The organism is Halobacillus sp. AWH4_228 (genome assembly GCF_056158365.1).
Genome location: NZ_JBSWTE010000001.1, coordinates 3,300,833 through 3,313,647, shown reverse-complemented (window position 1 = coordinate 3,313,647; position 12,815 = coordinate 3,300,833). Strand labels below are relative to the sequence as shown.

The 12,815-nt window shown below is 46.8% G+C and carries 15 protein-coding genes; 8 read left to right on the top strand and 7 right to left on the bottom strand.

Going from position 1 to position 12,815, the window contains the following annotated elements; all coding sequences use genetic code 11:
- Positions 1-167 precede the first annotated feature (167 nt).
- On the top strand, positions 168-935 hold the full coding sequence (locus tag ACXADP_RS17260; RefSeq protein WP_474967485.1) for an SDR family NAD(P)-dependent oxidoreductase: 768 nt from the start codon (positions 168-170) through the stop codon (positions 933-935).
- Between the two features lie 12 nt (positions 936-947).
- On the top strand, positions 948-2,426 hold the full coding sequence (locus tag ACXADP_RS17255; RefSeq protein WP_474972001.1) for a methyl-accepting chemotaxis protein: 1,479 nt from the start codon (positions 948-950) through the stop codon (positions 2,424-2,426).
- Positions 2,427-2,463: 37 nt separating this feature from the next.
- On the opposite strand, the gene ACXADP_RS17250 is transcribed toward ACXADP_RS17255, so the two are convergent.
- Positions 2,464-2,736, bottom strand: coding sequence for a hypothetical protein (locus ACXADP_RS17250; RefSeq protein WP_474972327.1), 273 nt, complete (start codon positions 2,734-2,736; stop codon positions 2,464-2,466).
- Positions 2,737-3,201: 465 nt separating this feature from the next.
- Positions 3,202-3,984, bottom strand: coding sequence for a CAP domain-containing protein (locus ACXADP_RS17245; RefSeq protein ID WP_474967488.1), 783 nt, complete (start codon positions 3,982-3,984; stop codon positions 3,202-3,204).
- 438 nt (positions 3,985-4,422) lie between these two features.
- Between ACXADP_RS17245 and ACXADP_RS17240 the strand changes: the two genes are divergently transcribed.
- The 6 genes from ACXADP_RS17240 to ACXADP_RS17215 all read left to right on the top strand — a co-directional run bounded on the left by ACXADP_RS17240 (position 4,423) and on the right by ACXADP_RS17215 (position 9,874).
- Positions 4,423-5,772 carry a hypothetical protein gene (locus tag ACXADP_RS17240; RefSeq protein ID WP_474967489.1) on the top strand — a complete coding sequence of 450 codons (1,350 nt, stop codon included), beginning with the start codon at positions 4,423-4,425 and terminating at the stop codon, positions 5,770-5,772.
- 130 nt (positions 5,773-5,902) lie between these two features.
- Positions 5,903-6,289 (top strand): GntR family transcriptional regulator, encoded by a 387-nt coding sequence (locus ACXADP_RS17235; RefSeq protein ID WP_474972000.1) that lies wholly within the window; start codon positions 5,903-5,905, stop codon positions 6,287-6,289.
- On the top strand, positions 6,286-7,230 hold the full coding sequence (locus ACXADP_RS17230; protein WP_474971999.1) for an ATP-binding cassette domain-containing protein: 945 nt from the start codon (positions 6,286-6,288) through the stop codon (positions 7,228-7,230). Before ACXADP_RS17235 ends, ACXADP_RS17230 begins: the two co-directional genes overlap by 4 nt.
- Positions 7,172-7,918, top strand: a complete 747-nt coding sequence (locus tag ACXADP_RS17225; RefSeq protein ID WP_474971998.1) for a hypothetical protein — start codon at positions 7,172-7,174, stop codon at positions 7,916-7,918. Before ACXADP_RS17230 ends, ACXADP_RS17225 begins: the two co-directional genes overlap by 59 nt.
- Complete coding sequence (locus ACXADP_RS17220) at positions 7,915-8,610, top strand: hypothetical protein (protein ID WP_474971997.1); 696 nt, start codon at positions 7,915-7,917, stop codon at positions 8,608-8,610. Before ACXADP_RS17225 ends, ACXADP_RS17220 begins: the two co-directional genes overlap by 4 nt.
- A 340-nt stretch (positions 8,611-8,950) precedes the next feature.
- Complete coding sequence (locus ACXADP_RS17215; protein WP_474971996.1) at positions 8,951-9,874, top strand: hypothetical protein; 924 nt, start codon at positions 8,951-8,953, stop codon at positions 9,872-9,874.
- Between the two features lie 399 nt (positions 9,875-10,273).
- Here the strand turns inward: ACXADP_RS17215 and ACXADP_RS17210 are convergent, their stop codons facing one another.
- The 5 genes from ACXADP_RS17210 to ACXADP_RS17190 are packed head-to-tail and all read right to left on the bottom strand — an operon-like array spanning position 10,274 to position 12,737.
- Complete coding sequence (locus tag ACXADP_RS17210) at positions 10,274-11,287, bottom strand: hypothetical protein (protein ID WP_474971995.1); 1,014 nt, start codon at positions 11,285-11,287, stop codon at positions 10,274-10,276.
- A 5-nt stretch (positions 11,288-11,292) separates the two neighbouring features.
- Positions 11,293-11,541 carry a hypothetical protein gene (locus tag ACXADP_RS17205; RefSeq protein WP_474967496.1) on the bottom strand — a complete coding sequence of 83 codons (249 nt, stop codon included), beginning with the start codon at positions 11,539-11,541 and terminating at the stop codon, positions 11,293-11,295.
- 12 nt (positions 11,542-11,553) lie between these two features.
- Positions 11,554-11,985 (bottom strand): hypothetical protein, encoded by a 432-nt coding sequence (locus ACXADP_RS17200; RefSeq protein ID WP_474971994.1) that lies wholly within the window; start codon positions 11,983-11,985, stop codon positions 11,554-11,556.
- Between the two features lie 45 nt (positions 11,986-12,030).
- Positions 12,031-12,417 (bottom strand): permease prefix domain 1-containing protein, encoded by a 387-nt coding sequence (locus ACXADP_RS17195; RefSeq protein ID WP_474971993.1) that lies wholly within the window; start codon positions 12,415-12,417, stop codon positions 12,031-12,033.
- Entirely contained in the window at positions 12,414-12,737 is a 324-nt protein-coding gene (locus tag ACXADP_RS17190; protein WP_474967498.1) for a PadR family transcriptional regulator, read from the bottom strand. Before ACXADP_RS17190 ends, ACXADP_RS17195 begins: the two co-directional genes overlap by 4 nt.
- Positions 12,738-12,815 lie beyond the last annotated feature (78 nt).

Below are 12,815 nucleotides of genomic sequence, written 5' to 3'. Positions count from 1 at the left end.
TAAGCTCTTTCAGGGTACGTTCTTTTTGTCTCAAATTCAAAGTAAATGCTCAGCCAGCTATAAGCTAGCATACCCCTGCGTCTTTTTTTCATTAGAGACAGTCATCCTTCAATAATCTTCCATCCTGCCGATATAGTAGAAGATAGAACTTTTTAGGAGATGAGCATATGAATTTAGAAGGTAGAGTGGCTGTTATTACCGGTGGTTCCGATGGAATCGGGAAAGCTGCTGCAGAGGAGATGATCCGCCAGGGAGCACGGGTGGTGCTGGCGGATATCAATGAGCACCAAGGAGAGCAGGTCGTTGAAGCATTAAGAAAGCAAGGCGGAGAAGCTGTTTTCTGTAAAACGGACGTGACTGCCTATAATGAGGTGGAAGCGTTGGTGGAAACCGCTGTCGATGCCTTTGGTACGATCGATATTATGTTCAACAATGCAGGGATCGGCGTCAATAAGCCCTTCCTTGAGCATACCCCGGAAGACTATCACGCGGTTGTCGATGTGAATCAGCACGGGGTCTATTATGGAATGCTGGCTGCAGCCAAGAAAATGAAAGAGCTTGATGTGCAGGGGGTGATTATCAACAATGCTTCTGTTTTCGGATTTACAGGAACGCTTGGTATTACCGGCTACCAGGCAGCAAAAGGAGCGGTCGTCACGCTTACAAAGCATGGAGCTTTAGAGCTTGCTCCACACGGCATACGTGTTGTCGCAATCGGACCGGGTGGTGTGAATACGAAAATTGTAGACGGTTACAGGAAAGCCGGCCTTCTGGAATATATGGAGCATCAGCAGTTGACGAGAAAGCTGATTGAGCCGGAGGAAGTCGCTGGTGTGGTGGCCTTTTTAGCTTCCGATGTGTCCCGTTCCATCAATGGAACAACCGTCATGGCGGATGATGGGTTCACTGTGTTCAAGTCCGACATCCGGCCATAAGGAGAGAAGAGTATGAATAACGTAGAAGCAATGAAGCAGAAGGACATGAAGAAGAAAAACGGCCTTTTATTTGCTGGTTTCGGGATCTCTCTTGCTGCTGCTTTTTTGAAGTCTTTCGTAGAACAAGATATGGCGGCTGTGGCGATGTTCGGCACAGAAATGCTTTTATATACGCTTTTGTATACGGTCCTTACATTTGTTATGAGAAAAGACAGCTGGTTCCCTTACATCAGTGTTGTTCTCGTCCAAGTATTTACAATGGCCGGGATATGGGTGACGGGCGGGGGATGGACCATTATATTAGTGAGTTATTTCCTGGCCATCTTTTCCGTCGTTCATTACAAGGCGGCTGTCTTTGCGCTTGGGTATGGACTCGGATTGGTCACGATTCTGACAGGCACTTTTTTAAGTACGGTCAATAAGGACGCCATTCTTGAGGAGGCACCGACAATCCTGTTGGTCTACATTCTCATGGGCCTGCTTCTCGGAGTCTTGATCTACCTTGGCAACCGGCAGGATACATTTATCAGAAAGCTCCTTCTGGAAGCCGAACAACGCTCCAAGGTGGAACAGGAAAAACGCCGCACATTGGAAGAGCATGTAAGTGTGATCATTGATGATTTGTCCAAGGTGAACGAGCATGTACAGCGGAATCGGGTATCGCAGGCAGAAATGAGGCATGCCATTCAGGAAGTAGCGGCTGGCAGCCATCATCAGAGCGGACAGATTACTGCCATTTCCGACCAGTCCAGTTCTTCGCGTACCGAAATGGAAGAGTTGAGCGGTCTTATGGATACACTGAAGGAAGAGACCGGCCGGGCAGGGGAATTGACCGGAGAGGGAAAAACAAAGGTACATAGGTTTACCAAGGGTGTGGAGGAGGTTCACGCGTTTATCCATGATTTGAAAGAAACCTTCTATACACTTAGTGAAAAAGTGAAGGAAACCGACAGCTTCTCTAAAGATATTAAGAAAATTTCAGAGCAGACGAATCTTCTCGCTTTGAATGCGTCCATTGAGGCTGCGAGAGCAGGGGAAGCCGGCAGAGGCTTTTCTGTTGTCGCTGAGGAAATCCGCAAGCTTGCCGAAGTAACCAAGCGGGCGGCTGATCAAATCACTGAGAATCTTTTTGAAGTCAGCCAGAATAATGCAGAAACCTTGTCCAAGATGGAGGTAAGTGTAGAGAAGATGTCTTCGATACAATCTTCTTCTACAGATATACACGGCACCTTCCAGGAGCTGAGCCGCGTGCTTATAGACATCAATCAAAGCTTTGATCAAACGAATGAAGCGGCGGGCCGGGTTGTAGAAAGCAGTACGGAAATTGATCGCTGGAGCGGAGATCTGGCAGCCGTCATCGAGGAGTCGAGCGCCGGAATGGAGCAGATGAGTGCCACAGTAGAGTCATTGACGGATGATAATGGAAAAATCGCCGATACCATGAAAGAAACAACAGACCGAGCTGTTCACCTGCTGGAGGAGAACGTATAAAAAAAGACGGGCTTCATGCCCGTCTTCCTTGGAGGATTCAAGCGAACTGCTTTAGTGCCTTGTACACTTCCTCTCCCTCATCATTTAATACGTGACCGCTTCCGTGGCAGCGGCTGCACTTGGTTTCATAACTGGTTTCCTCGACGGCCAGTTTCCAAGCCGCTTTCTCACTGGCATGATTGACGCGGCTGTAATGGTCCATAATCATATTAGCCTTGCTGTCATCATATTCTTTATAGGCTCCTGTTCCTTGACATAAGGGGCAGACATGATAGAGGTGACTCACCGTATGTTTATTCAAACCGACCACTTCCTTCGTATTTGATATAGTTAAAGTATGATTGATTTTATGAAATATTCTGACAAAAGGCAATACTTTTTCTTCCCATAAAAAAGAAAAAAAGTCATTTTGGACGAAAGACCTACCCGATAGAGATAGAAAAATCTGTGTTATCCAGTTAGAGTTGTCCGCATGTCGTGGTGAGGGGGACACGTTCCGCTTTTTGGGTGGATGGTTCCCGCAGGCGTCACCACCGAACGCTCCTCGTGCCGATGCCTGTGGGAAGACAGCTTTACCCTATGATAAAAGAGAACGTTGAGTACAGCTCCTCCGCTGTTTCAAAAGAACAGGACAAGCTGCGTTACGGCCGCCTGCGTGGGAACAATCCTATCCATGACCAAGTATGGATGACCACTCTTTTGGAGTCACTAGAAAAAAGGTTTCTCTACAAGCTAAAAAGCCACCGGAAATCCGGTGGCTTTTTTCTATCGTCTGTTATTTACCAATGAACATTTGTGTCCAGTAGTTGCCTTCTTCGGCGTGACCTACACCGATGTGGGTGAAGTCAGGGTTCATAATGTTTTCTCGGTGCCCCTGGCTGTTCATCCAGCCTTCAACAACCTGCTCTGGAGATGTCTGTCCCATAGCGATGTTTTCACCGGCTGTGCGGTAGTCAATACCATATTGATCCATCATATCAAATGGAGAACCGTACGTCGGGCTGTTATGGGAGAAATAGTCATTGTTCTGCATATCGAGAGACTTGTCCTCCGCTACTCCGCTGAGCTCTGTATCCAGTTCCAGTGGTTCAAGACCCTGTTTTTCACGTTCCTGGTTCGTAAGTTCCACCACTTCTTTTTCAAAAGCGGATACGTCAGAAGAAACATTCTCTTCCTGGGCGGAATCCTGCGCTTGAGCTTCTTCTTCTGATGCTGTTGTTTCTTCAGGTGCCGGCTGTGGTGCAGCTTCTTCTTCTGCCGGTTGCGCAGGCTCCTCTTGCTGAGCCGGCTGCTCTTCTACGGGTGCCTGCTCAGAAGGCTGGGCATTCCAATTGAATTGTTTAAGCAGAGACTGTACATCCAATTGATCATACTGACCATTGTTCAATGCCTCTTCATTTTGTTTTACCCAGTCGTTCACTTGACTGGAATCTATTTGAATGGTTTTTGTTTGAACCTGATAGTCTTTCTGAACCTCACCTGTAGAAGCAAGGGATGTGGCTGGTGATGCTAGTAGAGACAGCGCAAGTGCGCCAGTCAGAATAAGTGGCTTTTTCATAATCTAAAATTCCTCCTTGATGAGTTGTGTTGTTTGGAACAACTCTATCGTACCATCAAGATCGTGTAATATAGGAGGTTGAATCTGGAAACTGCCATTCTGAGAGATAGAGCATATGGGAGCATCCCCTGTGGAAGAACGACTGAACCCAACGGCGGCGTGAACAGAATAGTCTCATAATTTAATAGAGGGCGGAAGGAAGCATAGGAAGAGTTATCCATTTCGATTATAAATTTCATAAAAGTGCGCCTTGACAGCTTTTGTAAGAGAGGAGATTTGTTACATATGTAACATCAGTGTTACAAGGTAAATCTTCTATGAACCCGTGCTGCAAGAGGCGGGATGGGCCTGGTACACGACATCGGCTTATATTTTTTAGTTGGAGGGATTGGAAAAAGTTATGGTATAGTGAAGGTAGAAATAAAGGAGGTTGATTGTATGACGATGATAGACCTGTCGATTCCGAAGCAGAAACAGCCTTTACGGATAAAAGCGGAGCGGGCTGCCTTTTATGAACAGACACAGCTGATAGAAGGATATGATGATGAAAACTGCTGGCTGCTGTTCTTTTTCAAGCAGACCTTCCTGACGGCTGTTAAGACGAAAAAGATGAAGCGGACCTCCTACGCTTCCCGTGTATGGAAAGAAGGCTTGGTTTATGACCAGCCGCATCCCCTCCTTACGAGATTGTTAGACGCAGAAAAACCCCTTCAGAAAATCAACTATCCCCAGTTGAAAAAGAAAGCTGCCCGGCATTTTACAAGGCAGGAACAAAGCCGGATCCTCACTCTCTTTGAATCTTTTATTCCTAAAAAACAACTGCTTGCTGATATGAAAGCTGTCTTTTATACGTGTAGACGGGAAGGTAAAATGTTTGAATCCTACACAATCGTACGGGAAATGGTGCGTCTGGCGCCTGAGAGCCGGTTCGTACAGGAAATCAGCCATGACCTCGCTTTTGCTTCCGCATCAGAAGCTTACGAAACGCAGGACGCTTCCTTATTCAAACGCGATCGTTTGTACGCCGAAGACCATGCATCGATGGAAGAGAAGTCGCGCCTCCTACTTAACGAAAACAGGGAAGTGGAACACCTTGTCCACAGAATCAACTCCCTGCCCTCATCCTTATCTGCTGAAGAATCAGCAGCGTTCCTTCATTTGGTAAGGGACACCTTTGAGACCCGGGACCAAATGTCTCTGTTGGAACCACTCATATCCAGCCGTCCTGCCTATGATCAAGTCACGGATTTCCTGTTTGACCGCTATCTTGATCAACGTTTAGTAGAACCATCGGCCGGCATCGTTCAACGCTTTGATATCCAGCCGCACTCAGACCAAATGGCATCGGCCGCGGCTATGCTTGATGAAATCGATATGCGGCAGTCCCTTGATGCGGTGCATATCCTTTTGGAGAAAATCCTTCCAGTTCTACCGGAATCGACGGGACACCTGGTAGAGAAATATATTGAAGCCTTGTTTGAGAAGATGGAGATGGAAGAAATCATTGAAAGAATACGACCTTTGTCTGAACAATCCCCGTCGTTTGAGAAAATCGTGCGGATGAAAGAGATTTCGGGTGATCTCGATCACCTCCTTGAACTTGGGGAAGGGTACTATAGTTTCCACCAGCTGGACCAGGCTCTGGAATGTTTCCAAATGGAGATGGAGCTTCAGCCTGATCGTCCTGAGCCCCTCCAATGGCTTGCTAAAGTCTACCAAGATAAACAGATGATGGAGGAGTCTAAAGCGTACCAGAAGCTCTGTGTGGACCTGCAAAAACGAAGCTGATTTTCAAATCATCCGGCGCCGGGAAGCTGATCTTTCATAAGATCAGCTTTTTTTGTGTGGATATTATTGTAAAAAGAACCGATGTGTAATATACTACATTACAACACTAATGCACCCATTCGGAGAGAAGGTGATCAAAGTGATCCTGGATACAGATGGCATGAAACCGATTTATATACAAATCGCAGAATGGATCGAAAGTGAAATCATGAATGGCGGTTTGAACGTGGATGAGAAGGTTTATTCGCAGTATAAGCTGGCGGACATATACAATATCAATCCCGCAACAGCGGCCAAAGGGCTTACAAAATTGGCAGAGGAAGGGATTCTTTATGATAAGCGGGGAATCGGTAAATTTGTGGCCGAAGGGGCAAGGCAGATGATTATCGAGAAACGGAAGAACCAGACATTAAAGCAGTTGATTGACGATGTGGTGACAGAAGCCGGCTATCTTCAACTGTCAGAGAATGAGATTATTGAACTTATCCGGAACTCATGGAAGGGGGGATCAGAATGAAAGCCGTTCAATGCGAAGAAGTAACGAAAAAGTACGGCAGAAGAACAGCGCTCCATGGGGTATCCTTCTCCGTGGAGGAGAATAAAATCATAGGTCTTGCCGGTCGGAACGGAGCAGGGAAAACGACCTTGTTAAAGATTCTCGCAGGCCTTTTGAAAGAAAGTGATGGAGAAGCTGAGGTCTATGGGAAACGGCCGTTCAACAATCTTTTGGTATCAGCCAACAGCATCTACATTGATGATCAGATGAATTTTCCAACGTCCTTAACGCTAAAGGAAATTTTAGAGGAGGGACGCCGCTTTTATCATAATTGGGATCATACACTTGCGATGAACTTGTTTGACTATTTCGGTTTTCACCCAAAAGGTCGTCACAACCAGCTGTCCAAAGGAAAAGAGAGCACCTTCAATATGATTATCGGCCTGGCTTCCCGTTCAGCGCTTACGATTTTTGACGAACCCACTACAGGGATGGATGCCGCGGTTCGGAAGGATTTCTACAGAGCCTTATTAAAAGACTATCTGGCATACCCGCGGACGATCTTACTATCCACACATCATTTGGAAGAGGTGGAGGATATGCTGGAGGAGATCATCCTTCTGGATAAAGGAAATCTTCTGCTGCATACCTCTATGGAAGACATGAAGTCCTATGCGGTCGCGGTATCCGGACGGAAAGAATCCATGCCGGAGTGGATGAAGCTTAAGGTTTTCTTATATGAAGAAAAGCAGGGACCTCACGAAAAGACCATCATCCTTGAGAATGATCTCACAACGGTGGAAAAAGAAGAGTTGAAGCGGAATGGTGTCCAGCTGTCAGCCGTTTCAGCGAGCGATGCCTTCATTTATATGACAGGAGAAGCAAATGGGAAAGGAGGCTTGGATGATGTATTCAGCGGACATATCAACAGCGGAAGTGGTCAAAAAACAAATCAGCTATAAATGGCGCGCCTATATCAGCGTGTTTACGTCGTTGGTGGTCATTCAGCTTCTGGCCGTTCTTTTTTCGTTGAATGGAACGGGAATGAGCAGTTCAGGAGGAATGAATTACAATATTCAGGTGGATTATTACAATGCAGATATGATTATGATTTTTACGATTTTCTGGGGATTTATAACGGCGCTGCTTCTGACGACCAAAGCCTACAGAGAAGATGACTTTGCGTTTGTTACCAACCGCACGAGCGGCACGTTGTCTACGATCATCTATTTGTGGATCATCTGCTCGATTGCGGGGTTCACGGCGTCACTTTCTGGATACCTCTTGAAAGTGGTGGTCTTCCTGTTCACCTCGCAGGAAATCTTGAACAGCACCGGGGCAGGAGGCACGGGGATCTATCTCATGGGCCTTGTATCGCTCATTCTGACTATTTTTATGTTCGCAGGCTTTGGTTATGCGGCTGGTATGATCGTCCAGTGGAATAAGGTGTTCGTCATTCTGCTTCCTGTTCTGATGATTGGTCTCTTGTTTTCACTGGAAAAGGCGGGCTATTCGCTGGATCGATTCTTTTTCCAATTCCTTTTTTCTGAACAGAATTTCTGGCTGTTTATCATGAAGAGTCTGGCCATCAGTACAGCTGCTTATGTTACCGCCTTTCTCATCTCAAACCGATTGGAAGTGAAAAGATGATGGTTCTGCTGCCTATACTTATTCTTGCTCTGGTCGTCGCCGTCACTGCGTTTTCTTCTATAGGAACGATGAAAATGCGCCTGGGTCAGGGGAAAACAGGGTTATGGATGCTTGGAGGGTATTTCGTCCTTCTGCTGGTATCGATGATTGTCTCTGCTTTCCTTTCTTTTGAAACAACAGCTTCAATGAATGAGGAAAGCACACATTCAAAAAATCGATCAGAAATATCCATCCCTATGTTGATTGCCGAGGGAAAAGTGGATGAGGTGAACAAGGATACCCTTGTCAAAGAGTGGTCTTTTGAGCTTCAGGATCACTCATTGACACTTGAAGCCTATGTGGAAAACGAAGGTGGGCCGAGTATTTTCATAGAAAAAACTTCTGATCTAACCGGGAGGGTTCAAGCCTCTTATTACCGCTCGCCGATCTACGTGGATGGTTTAAAAGTCCAGGAAGAATTCAAACCGACTTTGGCCATGAATCAGCAAACCTTGACGGTGAGCGTGGAAAAACCGGTAGATATTCATTACCAAATGTTCACCTCTGAATTTCCTTTCACCCAGTTTTCCGGGGAACGCGGGGACCGGGGAAGAGGAACTCATATCGATTGGGGCGAGGAGGCTGTCTATATTCAGGTTCCTGCAGGGACGGAGATTAACGGAAATTATACCCTTATTGATCCGGCTGCATAAAGAACATGCAAAACGTCTAGGTGTCAGACTCCTAGACGTTTTTTATTCAGCGGCGTTTCCCGCAGCAGCCGCCTTTACGCGGCTTTCGGCGAGGAGGTCTCTGTAAAGGCGCGGCGTCCGATTTTTTAGGTTGATCGTTGTGACTCATCCTTTCCCCTCCCTTCTTTACTATCATAAGCATCTATGATGAAAGCGAAACGGCGTTTTGGCCTAAACAGGTCAGCTCACACCTGTGCGCGGTGGTGATATTCAGACTTGAAGGTTCATAGGATAAAAAAGAAGGATAGATGGACAACGTTTGCCTATGGGGTGAAACGTATGGATGGAGGAGGCGGAAGTGATGAATAAAGACGCTGTACAACTGCAGCAGAAAGTGATTTATTACCGCTCAGAGCTGGATAAATATAAGAAAAAGGTACAGGATTATCAGGAAAACTATCACTACTCCATGCTGGAAAGTTTAAAAAAAGAAAATGAACAATTGAAGCAGGAAAGCGGGCGCTGGTCGGAAGAAGAAGCGGTGCTGAAAGGTGAACTGGCTAAAAGAAACCAGACGTACGAACTCCAGCTGGAAAAAGCCCGGACGGAGGAAGAGCACTATAAAGCAGAAATCAAGAAGTGGCAGGCCCATGTCGTTGATCTGAAAGAATCTGAAAAACAGGAAGAAGCTAGAAGGAAACAGCTCGAGGCCGAGCTTGGGGAATATCAGCAGCGCTTTTTTCAGTCTCAGCGGGATACGTCCATGCTGCAGAGAAGTTATGCGGAACTGAAAGTCGAGATTCAAAGAGAGCAGGATAAACAAAGGGAATGGCATAAGAAAGCGGAAGAATTAGAAAAGTTGTTTGTGGAAGAAGGAAGACGGACCCGCCGTATGCTGCAGGACCAAGCCTTCTTAATGAACAATTACTTGGAAAGCCGGCGCCTGCTTCAAAAAGAAAAGCAGGAGAAAGCTTCTCTCCAAAAAGATGCCTCCCTGCGGAAAAAGGAACTGGAAGAGATGCAAAAACAGTACGAAGTCGAGCGGGAGCAGGTCCGTCAGTTAAAAGGAGAACTCCAAAAATGGCAGACGGCTGCCGATCAACGGAAGAAGGAAGAGGAAAAGCTTCTTCACCAAATGGAGGACCAGATGGCTTCCTTTTTTGGTGAAGCCATCCGCCCTAAACATATGGCCGGCAATAAAAGTACTTTCATGAAAGTGTTGGAAACGAAGATAGAAGAACTTACTTCAGAAATCGAAGCCAGCGAGCAGCATAAAGATAAATAAAGCCCTCAACCTTGAACTTTCAAGTTTGAAGGATCCCTGTTTTTGGCTGGTATCCTCTTTGACTGTATTTCGACTGTGAAATCCAAGTCTTTGTTTCGTAGTATAAAGAAGTCCGGCGTTCTGTAAAATAGAAGGCTGGACTTCTTTTTGTCTCGTCATTTAGTGATGTCACGTTCCACTTATCGGTGGATGCTTGCCGCGGGCACGGCCTCAGCTGACTTGGACAGGAAAACTACCTGCCCAAGTGGATCTTCGGCTCGCGCTGTTCCCGCAGGCGCCACAACCGAACGCTCCTCGTGACATTCGTAGGCTGCTTGGTGTACATCTATTTTGAATAGAGTTGGTTTCACCTGGTAATCGGCATTTCTGATTAATAGATCCCTGGTTCCGGGGCTTTTTTTATTGCTCGGAAGATGGAATGGTGATGTTCAGCTGTCTTCGGTCTGTTCCATCTGTGTCGACGGTCCAGTATTCCCGTTGGGGTTCGCGTCCTGCGAAGTTCCGGTCGATCGTGTAGAGAATCTGGTCAGACGAACGGAAAAACAGGGGATGCCCTGCCTGAACGGAGCTTTTTGTAATCTGCTTGATGTTTTCCCCATTGGGAGTCATCGTGAAGATTTCATATTCGAAGGTGCCTTTTTCATTTGTGGAGGCCACATCGGAAAAGGCGACCGTGTTCCCATCAGGGGATAAGCGCGGACCGCTGACGACGGGTTCCTGGGCTTTCGAATAGGACAGGGATTCCGGCCACATCGTCGTCGTTTCTCCCGATGCGAATTGAAGGCGCTCGATGGCATGTTTTTCATAATCCAGTTTATAAAGCAGCTCCTCTTCGCTGATGACCTGCAGAGAATTGATGGAGACCGAATTCAAGTCGGTGACCTCTTCCATTTCTCCGGATTCGATGGCCAGTTTATAGACATCGAATTCCGTCGGCTGGGTGCGGCCATCATCATAGACGTCCTTATATTCTTCATTTTTCAAAAGGTATAACCGGGTGCCGTCCGGAGAGAAACTCATATCTGATACGTACGTTTCCTCATCAAGCAGAGGAGTGGTTTTCCCTTCCTCCCACAGCATCAACTGTTGATGGTGGTGGACATCGCCTTCCCATTGACGGATAAAGGCGACTTTCCCGTCTGAAGCGAAAACGGGACGCGTATCGTCTTTTCCCTTCTCCGGTTCCGTCAACCGCTCGGCTTCACCACCGCTGGAAGAAACGGTATACAGACTCCCGTGTCCGTCCTGATGGTAGGTGAAGACGATGGATTCATCATCATGGGAAAGATCAGGGGCTTCTCCAAGACCGGTCGGACCGCCGGAAGAATCAGCGAATGTCCCGGTCCAGTACAACAAGCCGAACAACACGGCCATACTGCTAATGAACAGGATGTTCTTCTTTACCAGCGACAACAGCTTCACCTTCCTTTAGCATAGTCTTTCGATAAAACGTGCGAAACGGCTCCGGATAGAAGGAAGATCACTCCGTAAATGCCTATGATTAAATGAAACAGTAAACCAACCAGAAGGATGAAAGCTCCGTACCCGGTCAAGGCTTGTGTGGTTAGAAGCAGAGCCTTTCTTTTTTTCATCCACACCAACGACCCTGCAATGATAAGGAATAAGAAAAAGACCGACCAGGCCAGCGTAATAAGCAGATCAATCATAAAGATCCTCCTTTATATCCAACTCAATATTGTAAGTGGCAGGCCTGCAAGCAGAGCGCAGAACAATAGACCGGTAAAAATGGCTGTGACAGGCTTTCTTCCAATCATGTTCATTTGATATTTGTAGAAAGCCAGCCAGGCTGCTACAGCTGTCAAAGGGAGGAAGACCCTGGCATTCATGCCGCCGAAAACAAGCGCTCCCCATGTGGTGAACAAACCGGCCCCGGAGATCATCACTCCATAGATAAGGTTGACGGTGTGGCTGATTGTTGTCACTGTCCGCTCTTTTTTATCAGCAGAAGGACTCGTAGTAGCGTTATACGAATTCCGTACGATAAAAACAAGGCAGAAGAGGACAAGAAGGGTTATGAAAAAGCTCATGAAGATGACCTGCAGCTGATAAAACGGGGGTACGACCATATAGTTGAACGCATTCCACAACATTGTCAGGAACACAATCACATTGACGGACCAATAATGCCGGCCGGTTCAGGCTATGTTGATGGCAGTCAAAACGACGAGCATTCCGAGTGACAGCTGGATGGCAAGCCATCCAGGCCAGGGGTCCCCGAACGAGAACGTCGCTGTAAGGTGAATGAAGATACCAAGCAGGATGGTACCGGACCCGATCAAGTAAAGCAGTCCCCGTTGGAAAGGGTACAGACTTTCCTGGATACCGCCCCCGATCATGCCGGCATCCCCAAAATCCTTGATGGCCAGTTTCTCCGCTCTTTTTTCATTTTCACCCTCATCGATATACTTTTGTTTGGCGCTCGTAAGGTGAGAGGTCAATTCTTCACGGATTTCCTCCCGTTCTTCTTTCGTGCTCTGCATTTCCTTCAATATGTGATCGACATGCTTTTCAATTCTTTTCATGCCAGGTCCTCCGACGTCTTAGAAATAAGGTCGCTGACACTTTTCCATTCCTGAAGCTTCTGCTGCAGGATGGTGCGGCCTTCATCGGTGATGCGGTAGTATTTCCTCCGTCCTCCGGTTGTTTCGGACCAATAAGACGTCAGCCATTCTTTGCGTTCCAGTCGTTTCAGAGCGGGATAGAGGGTGCCTTCGCTCATATTGTAAAGCTGGTCACTCTGCTCCTTCAGGTGTTTGACAATCTCATAGCCATACATGTCTCTGCGGTTGACTAAGTTCAACATGAGAATATCGATGCTGCCTTTCATGATTTCCCGGTCCATAGATTCACACCTTTTCCAAATTATTCTAAAACCATTGTATAACGAGGCACCTCGTTTAACAAGGGGATAAATGGAAAA

Bases quoted from the DNA above. Each gene is read 5' to 3' on its own strand.
- ACXADP_RS17200 (WP_474971994.1), bottom strand. From the start codon at position 11,985: ATGTTGTGGAATGCGTTCAACTATATGGTCGTACCCCCGTTTTATCAG.
- ACXADP_RS17240 (WP_474967489.1), top strand. From the start codon at position 4,423: ATGACGATGATAGACCTGTCGATTCCGAAGCAGAAACAGCCTTTACGG.
- ACXADP_RS17225 (WP_474971998.1), top strand. From the start codon at position 7,172: ATGATGTATTCAGCGGACATATCAACAGCGGAAGTGGTCAAAAAACAA.
- ACXADP_RS17220 (WP_474971997.1), top strand. From the start codon at position 7,915: ATGATGGTTCTGCTGCCTATACTTATTCTTGCTCTGGTCGTCGCCGTC.
- ACXADP_RS17260 (WP_474967485.1), top strand. From the start codon at position 168: ATGAATTTAGAAGGTAGAGTGGCTGTTATTACCGGTGGTTCCGATGGA.
- ACXADP_RS17205 (WP_474967496.1), bottom strand. From the start codon at position 11,541: ATGATTGATCTGCTTATTACGCTGGCCTGGTCGGTCTTTTTCTTATTC.
- ACXADP_RS17245 (WP_474967488.1), bottom strand. From the start codon at position 3,984: ATGAAAAAGCCACTTATTCTGACTGGCGCACTTGCGCTGTCTCTACTA.
- ACXADP_RS17190 (WP_474967498.1), bottom strand. From the start codon at position 12,737: ATGGACCGGGAAATCATGAAAGGCAGCATCGATATTCTCATGTTGAAC.
- ACXADP_RS17230 (WP_474971999.1), top strand. From the start codon at position 6,286: ATGAAAGCCGTTCAATGCGAAGAAGTAACGAAAAAGTACGGCAGAAGA.
- ACXADP_RS17195 (WP_474971993.1), bottom strand. From the start codon at position 12,417: ATGAAAAGAATTGAAAAGCATGTCGATCACATATTGAAGGAAATGCAG.
- ACXADP_RS17255 (WP_474972001.1), top strand. From the start codon at position 948: ATGAATAACGTAGAAGCAATGAAGCAGAAGGACATGAAGAAGAAAAAC.
- ACXADP_RS17215 (WP_474971996.1), top strand. From the start codon at position 8,951: ATGAATAAAGACGCTGTACAACTGCAGCAGAAAGTGATTTATTACCGC.